A 17,944-nucleotide genomic window follows, 5' to 3' on the forward strand; every position below is an offset into this window, starting at 1 on the left:
AATGACTGACATACAATTGGAACAAAACCAAGAAGAAAAAAAGTGGGCCAGAAGGGCCCATATCTCTACTTTACTCACTTATCCTATGGCATTATTGCCATTCCCTTTTTATTTTTCCTCACTTGGAGCAATGATTTATCCATTCGTGATGTGGTTATCTCGTGGTAAATCATCCTATTCCGCAAAACAATCATTAGAAGCAATGTATCTACAAGCACTCCTTTCTCTTGGATATTTTGGCTTTGGAACCAAGTTTGGTGATGACCGAGTATTACTTGTGTTCTCCTACGTATTTATGGCTTTTTTGCATGTTGTTTTTTTAGGAATTGCGATTTATCGAACAACAATAGGAAAACCACACCATTATCCATTTAGTTTTTTTCCATTACTCTTTTCATCTAATCGAACCAAGGAAAATTGGAATGAGTTAAAGAAAAAATTTGAAGATAAAGTAGAATTTTCTGAATATAAAACTCAAATGGAAAAGTTGGATTCCTTTCGATTATCCACTGAAAAAGATGCAAAATTACTTACGGATACAAACCTACAAAGTCTGTGTAATGAATATTTGCATTCACTTTCAGATTTAAGAGTGAAACTAGCTGAAGATCCACTTTCGTATCGGAAAGCAAAACAATTCCTAAATTATTTTCCAGAAACTGTTTCCAAAATTCTGAGCCAATACATCAGAGTGAATCAAAATACAAATGCTCCTGATGCAGAAAAGAGAAAATCAGAGCTCAATTCTTTGTTAAGTGAAGTGATCAAAACTACAGAACAAGTTCGAAATAAATTGAATGCTGATGAAACCCTAAATTTAGATGTTGAGATCACCGCCATGAAGAAAAACATCGAATTTGGTGGGTATTAATGCATTCTGAATTACTTGATAGATCCTATCATTTTCTAAATTTTTTACCGAATGTTGCGGACTTCCTCGTTGAAAAACACAAGGAATCAAATTTAAAAGTAGATGAAAAAAGTTTATACAACCTAGTAACAGAAGCTGACCTTAAAGCAGAATCGATGATCCTTGAGGAGATCCAAAAAAATTTTCCTTTGGATGGAATCTTATCAGAAGAACGTGGTGCCATTGAAGGTAGTTCTGGGTATACATGGGTAATCGATCCTTTGGATGGCACAACAAACTATACTCATGGTTTACCGCTCTATGGTGTTTCTGTTGGAGTTGTCGAAACAGAAACAATGGCACCTGTAATTGGTATGGTTTTTTTTCCCGAACTAAATACGTATTACCATGCAATCAAGGGCCAAGGTGCCTTTCGCGAAAAAAAACAAATCCAAGTCTCCCAGACAAAGTCGATGAAAGACTCTCTTTTTGTGACGGGATTTCCATATGATAGAAATTTATCATTGGATACACTTATGCAATATTACAAATCGATTTTACAAAAATCGAGAGGTATCCGACGAACAGGTGCCGCAACATTAGACTTATGTTGGTTAGCTGAAGGAAAATTTGAAGGTTATTACGAATTAGGATTAAAACCTTGGGATATGGCAGCTGCAGGACTCATCGTCATGGAAGCAAAGGGAAAATTAACTTCTATGGACGGTAATGATTTTTCCATAATGATCCCGAGTTTACTTGCAAGTAATGGTTACGTACATGAGTATTTGTTAGCAGAGTTTGAAGGGCAAATCAACCGAGTAGTTTATTGACCATTTGGTTGAGTTTTGTTTGAATCACTTCCTTTGAAAAATTAGCGAGTACATACTTTCTACCATTTTTTCCTAATCGAACTTTCAGATTCTCATTTTCTAAAAGGTATTCCAACATTCTTTGGAATGAAATTTTATCCGAATAATACAATCCACCTTGACTTCGAATACAATGACCTTTCATTACCGATGAGTTAGCATTTACCAAAACAGGTTTTTCCTGAAGCCAAGATTCCATAATAGAAATAGAAAAACTTTCATAAGCTGATGGATTTATCAAAAGATAGGATTTTTGAATTTCAGAAATTTTTTCTTCTTCTGATACAAATCCTGAAAATAGAATCTCTTTTTCTTTTGAAATATCCATTGAAAACACTGAACCTAAACATTTGAGATTCACATCCGTTCGATGGCTTAGGTTTTTCCAATCATGATAGTCTTGGAATAGTTCAGGATAACCTTTCGCTGGTTCAATTCGACCAATTGTTAAAAGTTGGATTGTATTACTTTTAGATATTGAATATTGATTAGATTGAAACTGATCTTCGACGTAGGTACCTATTAAAAAGTAATCCTTTGCTCGTTGGTTCGTATAAGATTCGTATACTGCTAATTCTTCAGGTGCATTAAAACTATAGACATAGTGATTTAAGTATGTTTGTTTATAAATCGGTAATCGGAATGGAGGTTCAGCATGGAAAGTCGGAACAATTACAAATGGTATTTTGAGCAAAGGGATACTCATTACTACAGGATAATATAAATATCCAATTAATATGACCAAATCATACTCAAATTGATTTTTTGAAACATAGTCAATTAAGTCTGGAGAATAGGGACCTTGTTCTTTTATAAAATTCATTTGGTCTTTCATTGAGACCGCATCACCCGCAACCAAACATTGATTTAGTATTTTATTCATGTAATCAATATTTCGTTTTTTCCTAACTTCAAAACGAATGATTTTATATCGATTTTCGTTTGTTACTCCTGATTTAAATTCATTTTCCCAAGTAACATAATTTTTTGCCGAAGTTGTACAAACTGTAACATCATGTGTCTCTGATAATATCTCTACATAATCAAAGGCTAATTTTTCTGCACCACCTGATGCGTTTTGTAAAAATCGTGGTGTAATGAGTAGAATTTTTGCCATCGTTAATTTTTGATAACTTCTAACAAAGGTAAAATGCTCGTAGATTTTAAATAAGCATCAAGCCTTAAGTTTTGATGATAAATGAGGTTATTTCGATATTCTGTATTGGTAAAAATTTTACTAATATCTCTCGTTATTTTGTCAAAGTTTTTAGTTTCAAAAAGAATTCCAGAATTTCCAAGCGTTTCTGGAACAGCACCAGCAGCATAAGCGACTACAGGCATCTGAAAATGCATTGCTTCCAATAATGGAACACAAAATCCTTCATGTTCACTCATTGATAAAAACAAATTACTTTCTTGGTAAATTTGTTTTACCATAGTTTCATCGACATAAGAAATAATTTTTACTTCATTCAGTAAATCTAGTTGTGAAATCATAAAGTTGAGTTCATCTAAATAAGATTGTTGGTCGGGGTTACAAAAACCTAACATACGTAGAGAAAACTGATTTCCGAAATTCGATTTCCAAGTTCTCGCAAAACGAATTAAATCATCTTGGCATTTGTTAGGTGCAATTCTACCTACAAATAGGAAGGATGGAAATTGAAATGTTTTTAATCTTGATTCAATGTGATTGTGGTCCCATTTTTGAAAATTTAAGTGTAGTGGAAAATGTTTTGCGTGTTTGAAACCTAAATGAATGAGTTCACTCAAATTAAAATTGGAGACAGCAAAAGAATGTTGGAAATTTTCTCGAATGATTTCCAAATCTTCTCTACCTTTTCTAAGTAGATAACTGAAACGTAGGTCATAAGGTTCAAAAAAGTTCTCTGGCGTTACGTTATGATAAATTAGTATTTTTTTATTTGGATATTGTAATAAAAAATCTAATACTTTAGAGTGTATGGAATGATGGTAAACAATTACATCGTTTTCCTGAATTTTCACTTTTGCAATTTTTTCTGCAAACTTACGGTCACTGGACAATACATTTTCAGCGTAGATATTTCCTTGATAACCTTCCTTTGCTAATAGACGTTTAATCTCTAACATCTCCTGAGAGATTGCATCACCTAACTGGAATCCTGCTGAAAACTGATGAATGTTCATTTGATACCACTTTGTAAAATGCCTGAGATTACAGATGGAAAAGGATATTCATTGTAATACTTTAATGCAGAAAATTGACTTTGAATCATTTCATCATATTTTTCTTTCTGGAGTAGGGTTTCTTTTATGGTTTGCACAAGTGATGGAACGTTTTTTTCAAAAAAAAGTTTTCCCCCGTTACGCATCGTTCCCGGCACTGCACCAGCTGCATAAGCAAATACAGGAATGCCAGATCCAAACGCTTCCAAGATAGGCAGACAAAATCCTTCATGTTCACTCATGGATACGAAAACACTAGTTTGATTTAGGATGGATAGAACTTCAGAATCAGATTTTCCCATGATAAAATGTACTTTATCTTCGAGTTGGTGCTTTCTGACAGTCTCTTTTAATCGATCGAAGTAACCATCAAAAGCTCCTATGATGGATCCAATACAATAACACTCAGCCTCTGGAAATTCAGTTAACCATTCAGAAGTAAAACTGATTAAGTCTTCCCATTTTTTTTGAGGTGAATATCTACCAACAAAAGCAATAGAGAATTTATTTTTTGAATGTATAGCCGAATTTTGAAAAGTTTGGTATTGTTTGCAAATCGGAACAATAAATGGATTTCGAAAATTGTAACTACTCAATGTTTCGAAATTAAATTGAGAATCACACCACACTGAGTCACAAAAAATTGATAAACTTGCTAGTTCTAAATAAGAGAGTGATTCAAACTTTTCCATTGCATGAAAAATATCTTCTGTTGTTGTATGTTCGTAAAATCTTGAAGGAGTTACATTATGAAATCTTAATATTTTTGTGCCAGGTAAGTTCTGAAATAATGTGTAGGGATAACCAGAACCTCCATAATGGAGAATATGGATGTCTTCGGAATGAGTTGGATGATTAAATGAATCCACTAAGTGAAATTCACTGATCAGTGGTTTTCCCTTTCTTGGTAACCTAGTGATGAAATGTGTTTTATAACCTAAATTTTGAAATACTTCAGATAAACCGATAGCATCATTTCCGACACCATCCGAATCTTTTAGTTCATCTAAATGTTGGAAAACATTCATTTTAGAATTTTGTATATCGGAATACCTTTGTATCTTCTGTTACAGATAGATCTCTTAAGGAATTAAATCCTAATGTGTTTAAATAATTTGGTAACAATTCCAAATTGATTTCGGATATTTGTAGGTCTCTAAATGGTCGATTATCAAACCCAGGTTGGATGGATACAGAAAAATATAAATGGTTTCCTTTGTTTAACAAATAGGAAATTTCAGCAAAAATTCTTTCAATGAAATAAGTTGGAAACCTATTTAAAGGCAAATAAACTAGAACATCAAAATTTTGCATTTTAAGTTGTGATAAAGGGAATATTGATTCGAGATAATGTATGTTATGCGAAATTTTATTTTTGATCAATTGATATTGTTCTGAATTTGAAGTAATTGATTGGAATGGAATTTTTTGAATTGATAATTGTTTAAGGATTTCACCCCATTCAGGAAACAAAACTAAAACTTGTTTTGAGCTTTTTAAATCATCTATAGTAAGATTCCAATTTGGATTGATGCCTGCATCCACAAAAAAGGATTCTGTTGCCCAACTAAAATTAGGCGACTTAGTTTGATTCGAGTTTAATAAATGATCACGGTAAAAACCATCAAATCTTCTTTCAATAAGTTCCAATCTTTTTCCTAAACGCACCAATTCATGGAGCACAGAGAAAAAAGCTCGGATTCGATTTTCAGAAAGTTTTTTATCAATCTGGCTATAGACCGAAATGACTCGATTGATGATAAATTTGATAGGGCCACGAATGTACCAAAACTTCGGATTGGAAAACTTTGGACTCGAGATTCCCTTTTCAAATAAATGTGCGGTTCCCGCAGGGTCAAATTTTCTAAATCCGAGAGGGGATTCTGGTTTGTAGCTGATTTTAGTGAGTTCCGACCAATGGATTTGGTGGTTTGGGTCCAATGGAATTTTGGATTCTAATGATTCGACAATTTCTTGTACGTTTAGCTGTGGGTCTCTGATTTCGACAAAGGGGGATGGATTGAATTTCTTTTTGTCTTCCACAGTTTTCTTTCTTTTGTTGAGAGGATTTGAAAAATTGGAAGAATGGCAACTAAATCTTAGGGTCAGATCAGAAAATTCCCTTATATATGAAAAAAAAACAAACTTTAGTCACCGGAGCCAGTGGTTTTGTGGGAAGTTATCTACTTCCTGCGCTTAATTCCCATGGCAAATATGAAATCCATTGTTTTGAAGGTGATATACGAGACAGGGATTGTGTTTCCGATCAACTGAAGAGAATCCAACCCGATATTCTGATCCATTTAGCTGCCCAAGCCTTTGTTCCCAATGCGATTGCCAATCCTTGGGAGACAGAAGAAATTAATGTGGGTGGAACTTTAAACCTATTAGAAACCCTTCACCAATTGCAAAATCCGTGTAAGATGTTGTACATTTCCTCAGCAGATGTTTATGGAAAACAAAACGTAGAAGTACTTCCTCTCAAAGAAACGTTACTTCCGAAACCTGTGAATCCATATGCCGGCAGCAAACTAGCGGCAGAATCTTACTGTCGACAATATGCAGAATATAGTCCTTATGTTTCCGTTGTGATTGCTAGACCATTCAATCATATCGGGGTAGGGCAACGAAAAGAATTTGTGATACCTAACTTCTGTACTCAAATTATCGAAGCAAAACACCAAGGTAAAAAAATGATTTCAGTTGGTGATTTAGAACCTACACGTGATTTTTCACATGTGAGTGATATCGTTGCTGGATATTTGACTTTAATCGAAAGAGGGGAATCAGGCGAAATCTACAATATATGTTCTGGTGAAGAACATAGTATTCGTTCCATGGTCGAAGAATTGGTAAAGTACTCTGGCGAATCGATTCAATTCTCTGTGGATGAAAGTAGAGTTAGAGTATCTGAAACTTCCAGAGTTTTTGGTGACAATACAAAATTAAAATCACTGGGTTGGACCAACAAACACAGTATAGGCGAAACACTCAAAGAAATTTATGATCACTTGGAATCAGAATTTTTAAAATCCAAACAAGCAGTTTGAACTTCTTTCCAAGTAACATCTGATACTACTTTTTTAATTGTTCCTTTTTTACCTTTTTGAATGAGGGATTCTAATGTTTTCATTCTTTCAGTTGTTGCAGGGTGTGTGCTTAAAAAATCTGTTATTTGATTTGTAGTTGATTTTTCATCTTTTGCATTGGAAACCTCATCCTTGTCTTCGGAATCAGATTCTCCTTTTTCCAACTCTTCCATTCTTTTGAAAAATCGAAGTAAACCATCTGTTGACATATTTTGAGATTTTAAATATTCGATAGAAGATTTATCAGCTTCCGTTTCAAAATCTCTTGAAAATTTTAAAACTAATATAGTGGAACCTAATTCAGTAAAGGTTTCTAAAAATTCCATGTTTCCCAGTCCAGGACCTACCACCAAACTGATTGCAAGTGATGTTCCACCTGCTTTTACCAAATTTCGCATATGATGTCGTTTTTCCACATGTGCAATTTCATGTGCTAAAACACCTATCACTTCCTCTTGTGAGTCGGCTTCGTTTAACAAACCAGAGAAAAAGTAAATTTTGCCATTCGATAATGCAAATGCATTTGGGATTGTCGAACTTAAGACTGAAACTTCGAATTTGTGTTTACTATCTTTTGGAACAATTTTTTTTAATGCCTCAGAGAAAAAACGATCGGTTGCCTTTGTATCACATTTTTGAAACTGTGCTTCCATCTTCAATTGTACCGAATCTCCTAAGGATTTGTCCATTGAGAGAGGAATAAAATTCGTAACAAACTCCAATCCTTTAAAGTAAAAAAAGCCAACTATCGTTACGATGAGTAAAGAAAGAATCCCAAGTACAATAGGATTCATTTCTCGAATGGAATAAAATAGAGCACTTGCATGGCTTTGTGATTTTTTATTTTGGATCCAAATTTTTTCCAATAATTTGGTTTCTTCTTTCGTACAAAAAATTTCTAAAATGGGGCTTTCTTTCCTTTCATCAGGAAGGAGAATCAGCTTACAACCTTTATGCGTCTGTGAAAATTCTGCGAATTGAGATATGGTTAATTTATGATGAGTATCAAAAGATGTAAATTGAATGGTTTGACCATGGACAAGAACGGTCCCTTCTTCTGGGACCGCCGAGACACCATTAAAATATCGTGATGTAAATGTTTGATTTTGAAACAATGTTTATGATAGGAAGGCTTCTAAAGTCTCTGCAAGTGCTTCCAAACCTTCCGCGGTAGCATTTGCCTGTGTATCTGGTTGGGCAGAAATTGTTGAGAAGTCAACTTCAGCTTCTAAACTGACTGATTCGATAAAGAGTTTCGTCAATCGAACCACAGCCCAAGCAAATCCAATACCTAGTGTGAATAGAATGATCAAATATGCGATCAGAAAATTGACAAAAATCTTCCCACCTGTGATATCAGATCTAAATTTTTTACCTTGGAAACTCGTTCGATTCCAGATATAATTTTGCACATCAGCTAAAAACCATGAGTAATAGATACCAAGTGTGACTATGCTTAGCAAAAATCCTTTTAAATACAAAAAGAAAATTTCCTTACCATCAGCTGAGAATCCAAAATTGGTATTTCCATAACGAGTTTTACTTTGGATATAAGCTTCTTTTTCAGCAAAAAACCAAGGGTAATAAATTCCTAAAGTAACGATTGTCAGTAGAATCCCTTTCCCATAAAGTTTTGCAACTTCTAAGATTTTTCCATCAAAACCAAATCGAAGGTTACGATAACCTGTTCGTGATGTTATGTATTTTCGCCCTCCAACAATGATGATGGGAACCAATGCTAAAATAACTCCAATGTAAAGTGCAATACCAACGATTGTTGCAAAGTAAGGGACAGGGATTTTATTGGCAATCCATAGGATGATCATGATTGCAATGTACAATACGATAAAAATTCCTGCTGCTTTCAAAAAGCCGATGAAACGTTCTTTTCCTGTTCCGTGAAACGAAAAACGTTCCCCAGCCCATTCCAAATTTTCAGCCATAAACTTTTGTACGTTGGTGCGAGCCCAAAAGCTATAAATCCCCAAAGTCACTACCGTGAGAAACATATTCTTCAAAAATAATATGAAGAGTTGTCCGCCAGTGGCGTGGTATTGTAGTCTTGTGTTGTTCATTGATTTCCCCAATGGATAATAGTGTGCAGAGTATCCACTATGTTCAAAAAGGGTAAAGAAAAATATTTCCAATTGATTCGAAATACAGATTATACGGTTGAACAGAATTCACTATTTTTATAAATTCATAGAACTGGAACCTTTGGGGGTCAGTCTATTTGTGTAGAATGCGTACATCTTTACCCTTTTTCCTGATCTTTGTTACAATAACGACCTTGTGGTCAGACCCAAGGCAGGAATTACCTCCAACACTTGGAGACTTAAAAGGCCAAGATAAATCGGTAAGGCAACCACCTGATCGAAAAGACAAAAAAGGTTGTTGTAAAATCAAATACCCCGCAGGAGGGTATGACTTCTTTCTGGCAACGGAAGAAGATTGTCGTGCGAGTTTGTATTTTGACAGGTTTCTGGGAGAAAACAATACACTATGCTTTCGTTGGGAAGGGGATTAGAGATAGCTGAATTTATGGGTGTGCGTGAACAAGTTTTACAAACATTAGTCAAGATTTTTCCAACGTATGATGCTTCTCTTGCCATTGCTGGTGGTGGGTGTAAGGCTTTTTATGCGCTTGGTGTTGGTAAAACCTTACGTGAGTGGGGAGTTCGTTTTAATGAATTATCAGGTGTCTCTGCCGGTGCTGCTATGGCACTTTGTATCCTTTCACAAACAGAAGAAGAGTCTGTTGAATACTTTGAAGAAATCACAAAACGGAATTCCCGTAATTTTCATTTTTCCAATTTACTGAGAGGAGAATCAACTTTCCCTCATGAAGATATGTATAGACGCACCATTCGATTTGGAATGCGTTTTGATCGTGTCTTGGAATCGGGAGCAAAAATCTGGATCCACTCCGTGAAAGCCCATCCAAAAGAGGATTCGCTTAAAAATAAATTTCGATTGGCTAGGTTGATTTCAGAAACAGGAAGGGCCTTTATATTAGATGATAGAGATAGGTCAGAAGGGATTCCAGCTAATCGTACCGCGGAAATCATTAAAAAATGGAATATGGAAGATGTTGATTTCACAGAAAAAGACTTTGTGAATCCAGAAACCATTGAACAATTTATACTTAATTCTTCATCCATTCCTCCAATTGTAGACTTTCAGTCAGTAGGCAATGAATATTACCTCGATGGAGGACTCACAAATAATATGATGATCGAAACATTTGCACCAAAAGCAAAAATCATCGGTATCCATTATGAGCCAAATACCATCGTGGGAAAGAATCCAGATTTACTTGCCCGTACTTTCCTCATCACACCATCCAAACCCCTTCCCATCACTTCTTTTGATTATACCAATCCAAAAGGGGTTCGAGAGACCTATGAATTAGGGAAGGCGGATGCGTTAGCCAAAAAATCAGAAATTATCAATTACTTAAAAAAGGACTGAAGAGAGTTTAGTCCTTTTTCTAAAATTTCTTCTTCCGTAACGAGAGATATCACAAGAATACATCTGTTATGCGAAAATCCATACCAAGAACCAGGATGGAATAAAACGCCAGTATTGAATAAAATTTCTCCAACAATTTTCTCATCTTTTTTATCAAGATTTAGTTCGAGTAAAAAATACCAACCTGCTTCTATTGGATGTATCTTTTTAGAAGAGGAAAATTGATTCACAAAATCTTTACAGATTGAATAGTTTCGCATAATTCTTGTTCGAATTCGATTTTGAACCATTGTTTTCCATGGTAACAATTCTTTAGTTGCAAGTTGGACCAACGAATTTACAGAAAGGTAAGTATCGGCAATGAAACTGAGTTTCTTTTGGATTTCTGTTTTGATTGGTTCAGGAGAAAGATTGAGAATCCAAGCCAATTTGGTTTGAGGCAAAGCTAACATTTTGGAAAAACCATGGCAAACAAAAAGAGGAAAATTTGGGTTTGAGGGAAGGTGATGGGGTTCTCCAAAAAAATCATATGCTTCAAACACTTCGTCAACAATCACTGGAATTTGAATTCCAAATGATTCCCATTTTTTCCAGAAGGTTTCAGTTGTTTTGGATCCTGTTGGATTCGACGGGCTGACCAAAACAATGAGTTTGGTTTTGGTACTGATTGAATTGGCAATCGTCTCAGCATCGTAAATCCAAGAACCATCACTTTGATTTTCTTTTAATTGGTAATGTACTTCCTTTAAATTTTCTAACCCAATCAGAAAACTAAATAATGGATACCCTGGGTTAGGTGTTAAAACTTCATCTCCTGGATTTGTGAGTAATTTAAATAGATATGAATATGCTTCCGATGTACTCGCTGTTAAATGAAAACTAGAAGCATTTACTTGGATTCCACGATTTAGATAGAGGGAACTAATTTCATTTCGAGTTGATTCTAAACCTTCTGCTATTGGCTCATAAATGCTAGCATTCAAATTAGAAAGTATGTGCGTTAATACGGAAGGTGGAAACTCTAATCCCATTTCTGTTAGGTTAGAATTTCCTAAATCTATGATTGGTTTTCCTGCCTCAATTCTTTCTGTTTTGATTTGGTAAATCGGATTCTCTGTGTTTAGATCACCAAGTAAACCAAATCGATCCGAAAAGTGGAAATGTACTTTGGTCAAATCATCCAACTTTGTTTAATGATTTTGCAATTTTACGAATGATGATTCTGGGAGTGATCCTTATGGATTCTGCCAACAAAAAGTTAATGAACCCTGGAATTTTCACTACTCGTTTTGCAAACAAAGCGTTTAAACCAATTTCAACAACATCTTGTGAATTCATTGCCAAAAAAGATGATTTTACTAACTTACTTCCCGACATATTAGCTCTTTCAAAAAATTCTGTTCGTGTAGGTCCAGGACAAAGACATGAAACTGTTATTCCATATCCATTTACTTCTTCAGCAAGTCCTTCGCTTAATGAAAGTACATATGCTTTTGTAGCATAATAATTTGTCATCAGTGGTCCCGGTTGAAAAGCAGCTGTGGATGCTACATTTAAAATATAACCATCTTTATTTGTTACCATGTCTTGCAAAAACAAATGGCATAATTCGGCGAGAGTTGTCACATTCAGTTGGATCATTTTAGATTCTTCTGAAAAAGAATTTTTGTGAAATTCTCCATTGAGTCCATAACCAGCATTGTTAATTAGGCAATTGACATTGAGATTTAATTTTTTGACTGCTTTATAAACTTTTTCCGCAGCATTCGGTAGAGATAAATCTTCAGCGATGACAACTCCTTCCACTCCATACTTTTGTTTGAGTTCACTAGCAAGGCTTTTGAGTCTGTCAGCACTCCTTGCTACCAAAATTGGAGTGTAACCTTTTTTTGCCAAAGAGTGGGCAAAATCTTTTCCGAGTCCTGTCGATGCACCTGTAATTAAAGCATATTTCATATGGGAAATTTATTTCAATTTCGAAAACTTGGCAATTCTTAAATAATTTGTTTTGGCAATTTTGACTACCTGGTCAATATTCGTATTATGAGCCAACCTCTTACCCATCCGCTTCATACCATCCAAAAAGAAAGAGCCATAATTTTTATTTTAGCTGCACTCCAATTTTTGCACATCCTGGATTTTGTCATCATGATGCCATTAGGACCAGTATTTATGCAGAGTTTCAAAATTGATTCCGCAGCTTTCGGATTACTTGTATCCTCTTATTCAATCAGTGCTGGTGTTTTCGGATTAATTGGAGCTTTGTTTTTAGATTCCTTTGATCGTAAAATGAGTTTGCTCGTTTTATTTTTTGGTTTTTCATTTGGAACTTTATTATGTGCAGTTGCTCCTAACTATCCATTTTTCCTTTTTGCAAGGATCATTGCTGGCGGTTTTGGTGGAATGATTGGAGCAACGGTTTTATCCATCATTGGAGATATCATTCCAGTGTTTAGACGAGGAACAGCAACCGGTGTGGTGATGAGTTCCTTTTCTGTTGCCTCTGTGATTGGAATTCCAATCGGTTTATCCTTAGCCAATCGGTATGGATGGCATTTCCCGTTTTTATCTTTAGCAATTGCAGGTTTTTTGATTTTGCCAATCGGTTATAAGGTATTACCAGCAATCCGTTATCATTTAGATTCCGATGAACATCCAAAACAATCTCAATTTAAATCACTCAAAGAAGTGCTTTTAAAAAAAGACCATATGGCACCTTTTATTTTTATGGTTTTTCTAATGTTTGGTGGATTTACTATTATACCTTTTTTAAGTCCATTTTTAGTATCTAATGTTGGTTTGGCGGTCGATGAATTGCCTTATATATATTTTTTTGGTGGTTTGTTTACTTTTTTTACAAGTCGTCTGATTGGAAAACTTGCTGATCGTTTTGGAAAGTTGAAAGTATATCAAATCATATCAATATTGGCTATTATTCCCATCGTATTAGTTGTTACTTTAACAAAAACCTCTTTGCCTATCGTTCTCGTCATCACAACTGTTTTTATGATTTTAGTTTCAGGAAGAATGGTGCCTGCATTTGCGATGGTAACTTCAGCTGTCGAACCTCGTATTCGTGGTAGTTTTATGTCAGTGAATTCTGCCATTCAACAGATTGCTTCAGGAGCAGCTTCTTACGTTGCTGGATTGATTTTAGTGCAAACATCCGACCATCAGTTCTTAAATTACGAGTTGGTTGGAATGATTTCTGTTTTTAGTTTATTGTTTAGTGTTTATTTGGCAAAAAATATTAAAATTGCAGGTTAGGTAATAAGATTAAATTAGCAAAAGTTAGATTATACTATAATTCTAATTTTCCAGTTTCAAGAAAATCGATGATCATACGTTTCTGAGGAGGTGTGATCATCTTTTTTTCTAAAAGTTGATTTAATATTTCTTCGGCAGTTCCAATTTCGATTCCACTCAATTCAGAGAAAATATATTGAAAGTATTTATCGATTCTATGATCAGAAATATAGGATGTGAGTTTGGAACTTGTGTCCAAAATTAAATTTTGACGACGCACCAATTCTTCCATAGTCGATAAAATAATGGATACTTCAGGATCCTCTGCAAACAATTGCATCATATGATCGTAAATTTTCGGAGATTGTAAAGGAAGTTCATAAATTGAATCTCCTAAAGCAGTGTATAAGGATTTTTCTTCTTCATAGTCCAATCCAGTATATTTGTTTAAGTTTGATACTACTTCGGAAGGCAGGATAGTCAGAAATTGACAGGCATATTCTGGTTCTTTCAAATAACGAACAAAATATTGAATCAAATCACAAATTCTTGTATAACTAACAAATGTCCAATATTTGAAACTCCGAATATCAAACATATGTTTTATGGTCTTTTCTCGTTTTAAAGATTCACGAAGATTCATATAATTTTCAAAATCAACTTTATATAAATAACTTAAAGTATGATTGGAGAATGATTCTATGATTTCGCGTACTAAAGTTGGCTCACCTATGTATAAAAAATAAGTGATAAGTTCGAGGTTGTCTTTGTTAGTCCAAAGAAATTTTTCTAAATTTTTTGCAGGAATTTGTGAAAATGCGGAAAAGCCGATCTTGAAAGTAACTTTGTCTTGTAAAAATGCTTCTAGTTTGTTTTTAGCTATACAATCTTCGTCTACGTCTTGTTTAGCGAATGAATGCCTGCAACTCGGAGGGCAGGCTTCATATAGAGATGTTCCTAAAAAGCATTTTGGCATGAATTATTGCATCAACTCTCCACAATCTCTCATTTCAGGAGCATATGGATTTTTTATTTCTTTCCCAGTCATTAACCATGATTTATCGACCATTGGACAATAAAATCGATTGTACTTCAATTGATTTGGTACCTCGGCTTTGATTTGAATCAATATTTCTTGGATTTTGGAAATTTTTTCATAACTAGATTCTAAATCACTCTCATTTGATGGAATGTTGGATTGAATCTGGTCTGCCCAAGATTTTAATTTTGGATGGCCAGTTGTACCCAAACTTTGAACTGCTTCGGAAAATTCTTTCCAAGTCGGCTTTGGGTTATCTTTCAAATATTCTTCTAATATTATTTGGTTTTTCGCGAAAACTGTTTCCACTAGTTTTTCATGGTTTGGAGAGAAGGGAACAACTTCTTCTTTGCAGGATTGGGCGAAAATGGCTAAAATGAGGAGTGAAATCCGAAATACTTTCATAATTTGATTCTTTTTTCCTATCTTGGAATTGGAATTCAAATTTTACAGGCGAGTTTGTTGGAAGGAAATTGCTTTTTTCTCGACAAAGCCGCTTTTTCAAGCATGATGACAGAAAAGTTCACGAAGGTGTAATTCCATTATGATTATTGTAGAAGGCATTGGCCACGTCAGTATCCCCGTCTCCCAACTCGACACCTCTATCGATTTTTACCGGGACATTTTTGACTTCGAAGTGGAGACAAAGAAGGCTACTGAGGCAATTCTTTCTCTCGATTCGTTCCGAATTCGTTTGGTGAAAGCAGAGGTTTCAGATCGATCCCTTCCTATCCTTAGTTTTGTGATGGATGTGGATGATTTTACAGAAGCAATCAGCGAATTAGAAGAAAAGAATGTAAAGATTATCAAGGGACCTGAGGGAACCGATTCTGGAGAAAGCCTTACCTTTGCTGATCCAAGTCAAAATTTAATCGAGATTTTTTACTCTAACTAAAACCTGTTGCTTTTTTAATCTTTTATTCGTAACATCCTCTTGGTATGTCGCAAGAGTTTCGAGGGGATGATCACGAGATCCAATTCATTGCTGATTTTAAGAAAGGTTACGTATACTTTCTAAATAATTTCCAAAACATCGTTGGAAGTTTTCTCCAATTCTTAAGCACAGGACTCACAGAAGCAAATAAACGTGAGATCTTACCTTTCCGAAAAACCCTCGACCAAGAACTAGACAAATCACAAAAAAAAATAAAAGAAATCATCTTTAACTTAGATGAAAAACATCTCTTTGCTCAAGTAAGGAAAGATTACTCCCGGTATTTTTCAAGGCATATTGAAGATGCCAATCGTGATGACTTCATTCAGTTCCATTTAATCTTTGAGATGTTGAGATATTTCCTGATAGAAACCAAAGAAGGTTGGGAAAAACTAAAGTCTGCTGTTCAAAGTAACCAATTTACAGATTTAGAATTTCAAAATAATGGACTACTAAACTATCGAATCCTTCCTGCTCTTGAAAAATTATTTCATTTAGAAATTTTGCTCAAACGTATGAGTTTTATTTTACAAATTGATAATCCAAATTGTTTAACAGAATTCAAACCGACAAAGCCAAAATACCGAGATAAAGGAACTTACCGTCTTTCCTCCGTTTTTGAAGAATCATTATATGATAAACCTAAAGAACTAGAACCTGAAGATTCTGGAATTGAATATAAAGCAGATGAAGTTATAAACAATCATCAGGAAAAATCGAAAGACAATTGGAAATCCATCAAACAAAAATTCAAAACAGAAGGTGAACTCAATTATATACAAGCATATGGAAAGTATAGTTGGAACTCAGACCAACATTACTTTTTTAGATACGAATTGGATAAATATAATGCGGAAAAAGCATTATTTAAAAATGCAATTAGTTTAGATTCTCATTTAGGTGCAGACGAACAGGTTTTACGTTCTGAATTAATTCGTTCTATGACAAGTATTGAGAAAAAAAGTAAGTCAGCTGAAGATTTCGAACTCGAATACCAAACTTTCTTAAAACAGTTTTTTACTTTTTGTGAAAATATTATTCTTATGAATATGATGTTACCAACTCAATTTAAATATGTTTTTTTATTTCATTTAGGTCCATCTCACTTTTATATGATTGCCAAAAAATTCCTTATGGAAGTGAACACGGGTTATATCCATGCAAGAGGAAACGATGGTAAAAAGGTAATCCGTGTGATTCCAAGTGAATATGTAAAAAAACATGTAATCGATTATTGGAACGAAGTGATTTTACCAAATGTTGGTGAAGAAAAGAATAACTTAGCCTTACTTAAAAAAATTACAGAAATGATTGAAGAGAAATATAAAGAAATTTCTAGACTCGTGATCAAAAATTACGACGACCTTGATCCTGAAATCAAAACATCAAAACCAAGAGAAACAATTTTTAGAGAGTATATGAATGAGTGGATGGGAGCAGCGAATCTTATCGTATTCAAACGATTTGTGAAGAATAAATCTTACTAAAGAACTAAACTACAGGTTGCAGATTCTGCTGTAACGTAAAACTGCGTTGCAACTCCTGCCGGAAAAGGAATGATAGGGTTGTTTTGAAGTACATAATCGGTAGCTTTGCAAGAACGACTAAACACTCGAACAGTGACCACACTGTCACAACCTATCGTTAAGTTTCGGACACTTAACAATGTGTCTGTTCTGTATGCTTTTGTTTCATTTCCATCGTATTCAACAGAAATTCCTTGTCCTTGTTTGAGTTCAATTTCAGGGCCATAGACTTTATTGGTCACTGCATAACAGTCCACAAAAAATTCTGTACCGGAACAATTCACTCCCGATTTAGAATTTGGCAAACAAGATCCACCTGATTTTGAAACTGTTATATAACCTGAAAAAGTACCATCTGGCACTTTTGTGTAAAGTTCTGTACCAAGATTCAGTGTAATGGATGCAAGTGTATCGTTGAAACGAACAACAGGATCAATACCAAAATTTTCACCTTTGATCACAACTTCTGTTGCGCTATAGGTTGCATTCGCATTGTTTTGTGCAGGTGTTCCAATTTGTGGGGTTACCGATGTAATGACAGGTGCTGAGGTTAATAAAGCAGCCAGCGGATCTTCCGAAGACGACTTCACACAGGAAAAACTGTTTCCAAACACTAACGAGAATCCGATTGTGTATAAAATCCTTCTCATGGTACCCATTTCCATTATCGGATATTTTTCAGAAGATTCATTTCTATTTTTTACCCCAC

Annotated in this window: 19 protein-coding genes; 8 read left to right on the forward strand and 11 right to left on the reverse strand. The window is 34.7% G+C overall.

All coding sequences use genetic code 11. The features are described from left to right. Nucleotide 1: 1 nt before the first annotated feature. Nucleotides 2–871 (forward strand): DUF4870 domain-containing protein, encoded by an 870-nt coding sequence (locus tag ND855_RS00375; RefSeq protein WP_265356692.1) that lies wholly within the window; start codon nucleotides 2–4, stop codon nucleotides 869–871. Beyond that, nucleotides 871–1,683 carry an inositol monophosphatase family protein gene (locus ND855_RS00380; protein ID WP_100728983.1) on the forward strand — a complete coding sequence of 271 codons (813 nt, stop codon included), beginning with the start codon at nucleotides 871–873 and terminating at the stop codon, nucleotides 1,681–1,683. The genes ND855_RS00375 and ND855_RS00380 overlap by 1 nt, the downstream gene beginning before the upstream one ends. On the opposite strand, the gene ND855_RS00385 is transcribed toward ND855_RS00380, so the two are convergent. Genes ND855_RS00385 through ND855_RS00400 form a run of 4 tightly spaced genes read right to left on the reverse strand, consistent with a single transcriptional unit; the run spans nucleotide 1,664 to nucleotide 5,973 of the window. Next, nucleotides 1,664–2,839 carry a glycosyltransferase family 4 protein gene (locus ND855_RS00385; protein WP_265356693.1) on the reverse strand — a complete coding sequence of 392 codons (1,176 nt, stop codon included), beginning with the start codon at nucleotides 2,837–2,839 and terminating at the stop codon, nucleotides 1,664–1,666. The two genes, ND855_RS00380 and ND855_RS00385, sit on opposite strands and share 20 nt — an antisense overlap. A 2-nt stretch (nucleotides 2,840–2,841) precedes the next feature. Continuing rightward, the gene (locus ND855_RS00390; RefSeq protein ID WP_265356694.1) at nucleotides 2,842–3,891 is read right to left on the reverse strand and encodes a glycosyltransferase family 4 protein; all 1,050 of its coding nucleotides are present in this window, start codon (nucleotides 3,889–3,891) and stop codon (nucleotides 2,842–2,844) included. Then, complete coding sequence (locus ND855_RS00395; protein ID WP_265356695.1) at nucleotides 3,888–4,958, reverse strand: glycosyltransferase family 4 protein; 1,071 nt, start codon at nucleotides 4,956–4,958, stop codon at nucleotides 3,888–3,890. The genes ND855_RS00390 and ND855_RS00395 overlap by 4 nt, the downstream gene beginning before the upstream one ends. A gap of 1 nt (nucleotide 4,959) precedes the next feature. Continuing rightward, on the reverse strand, nucleotides 4,960–5,973 hold the full coding sequence (locus ND855_RS00400; protein WP_265356696.1) for an LIC_10202 family protein: 1,014 nt from the start codon (nucleotides 5,971–5,973) through the stop codon (nucleotides 4,960–4,962). A gap of 86 nt (nucleotides 5,974–6,059) precedes the next feature. Here ND855_RS00400 and ND855_RS00405 point away from each other — a divergent pair, with 86 nt between their 5' ends. Continuing rightward, entirely contained in the window at nucleotides 6,060–6,980 is a 921-nt protein-coding gene (locus ND855_RS00405; RefSeq protein ID WP_265356697.1) for a GDP-mannose 4,6-dehydratase, read from the forward strand. On the opposite strand, the gene ND855_RS00410 is transcribed toward ND855_RS00405, so the two are convergent. Together ND855_RS00410 and ND855_RS00415 are read right to left on the reverse strand one after the other, a co-directional pair. Then, nucleotides 6,938–8,134: a M48 family metallopeptidase gene (locus ND855_RS00410; protein ID WP_265356698.1), complete on the reverse strand. Its 1,197-nt coding sequence runs from the start codon at nucleotides 8,132–8,134 to the stop codon at nucleotides 6,938–6,940. The two genes, ND855_RS00405 and ND855_RS00410, sit on opposite strands and share 43 nt — an antisense overlap. Nucleotides 8,135–8,137: 3 nt before the next feature. Continuing rightward, complete coding sequence (locus tag ND855_RS00415) at nucleotides 8,138–9,094, reverse strand: YjgN family protein (protein WP_265356699.1); 957 nt, start codon at nucleotides 9,092–9,094, stop codon at nucleotides 8,138–8,140. Nucleotides 9,095–9,261: 167 nt separating this feature from the next. On the opposite strand from ND855_RS00415, the gene ND855_RS00420 reads away from it, so the two are divergent. Together ND855_RS00420 and ND855_RS00425 are read left to right on the forward strand one after the other, a co-directional pair. Continuing rightward, entirely contained in the window at nucleotides 9,262–9,546 is a 285-nt protein-coding gene (locus ND855_RS00420; RefSeq protein WP_265356700.1) for an LIC_11321 family protein, read from the forward strand. Continuing rightward, complete coding sequence (locus ND855_RS00425) at nucleotides 9,522–10,490, forward strand: patatin-like phospholipase family protein (protein ID WP_265356701.1); 969 nt, start codon at nucleotides 9,522–9,524, stop codon at nucleotides 10,488–10,490. The genes ND855_RS00420 and ND855_RS00425 overlap by 25 nt, the downstream gene beginning before the upstream one ends. Here ND855_RS00425 and ND855_RS00430 read toward each other — a convergent pair. Further along, on the reverse strand, nucleotides 10,472–11,665 hold the full coding sequence (locus tag ND855_RS00430) for a pyridoxal phosphate-dependent aminotransferase (protein ID WP_265356702.1): 1,194 nt from the start codon (nucleotides 11,663–11,665) through the stop codon (nucleotides 10,472–10,474). The genes ND855_RS00425 and ND855_RS00430 overlap by 19 nt on opposite strands. A 1-nt stretch (nucleotide 11,666) precedes the next feature. Then, nucleotides 11,667–12,446: an SDR family NAD(P)-dependent oxidoreductase gene (locus ND855_RS00435; protein ID WP_265356703.1), complete on the reverse strand. Its 780-nt coding sequence runs from the start codon at nucleotides 12,444–12,446 to the stop codon at nucleotides 11,667–11,669. A gap of 87 nt (nucleotides 12,447–12,533) precedes the next feature. Between ND855_RS00435 and ND855_RS00440 the strand changes: the two genes are divergently transcribed. After that, nucleotides 12,534–13,757: an MFS transporter gene (locus ND855_RS00440; RefSeq protein ID WP_265356704.1), complete on the forward strand. Its 1,224-nt coding sequence runs from the start codon at nucleotides 12,534–12,536 to the stop codon at nucleotides 13,755–13,757. Nucleotides 13,758–13,791: 34 nt separating this feature from the next. On the opposite strand, the gene ND855_RS00445 is transcribed toward ND855_RS00440, so the two are convergent. Together ND855_RS00445 and ND855_RS00450 are read right to left on the reverse strand one after the other, a co-directional pair. After that, a complete protein-coding gene (locus ND855_RS00445; protein ID WP_265356705.1) occupies nucleotides 13,792–14,712 on the reverse strand; it encodes a hypothetical protein in 921 nt (306 codons plus the stop codon). Between the two features lie 3 nt (nucleotides 14,713–14,715). Further along, nucleotides 14,716–15,219, reverse strand: a complete 504-nt coding sequence (locus ND855_RS00450) for a hypothetical protein (protein WP_265356706.1) — start codon at nucleotides 15,217–15,219, stop codon at nucleotides 14,716–14,718. 100 nt (nucleotides 15,220–15,319) lie between these two features. Here ND855_RS00450 and ND855_RS00455 point away from each other — a divergent pair, with 100 nt between their 5' ends. Together ND855_RS00455 and ND855_RS00460 are read left to right on the forward strand one after the other, a co-directional pair. Beyond that, entirely contained in the window at nucleotides 15,320–15,670 is a 351-nt protein-coding gene (locus ND855_RS00455; protein WP_012390172.1) for a VOC family protein, read from the forward strand. Nucleotides 15,671–15,714: 44 nt separating this feature from the next. Further along, nucleotides 15,715–17,196: a hypothetical protein gene (locus ND855_RS00460; protein WP_265356707.1), complete on the forward strand. Its 1,482-nt coding sequence runs from the start codon at nucleotides 15,715–15,717 to the stop codon at nucleotides 17,194–17,196. On the opposite strand, the gene ND855_RS00465 is transcribed toward ND855_RS00460, so the two are convergent. Then, nucleotides 17,193–17,885, reverse strand: coding sequence for an LIC10067 family putative lipoprotein (locus ND855_RS00465; RefSeq protein WP_265356708.1), 693 nt, complete (start codon nucleotides 17,883–17,885; stop codon nucleotides 17,193–17,195). The genes ND855_RS00460 and ND855_RS00465 overlap by 4 nt on opposite strands. Between the last annotated feature and the right edge of the window lie 59 nt (nucleotides 17,886–17,944).

Source organism: Leptospira paudalimensis (genome assembly GCF_026151345.1).
Lineage (GTDB): Bacteria > Spirochaetota > Leptospiria > Leptospirales > Leptospiraceae > Leptospira_A > Leptospira_A paudalimensis.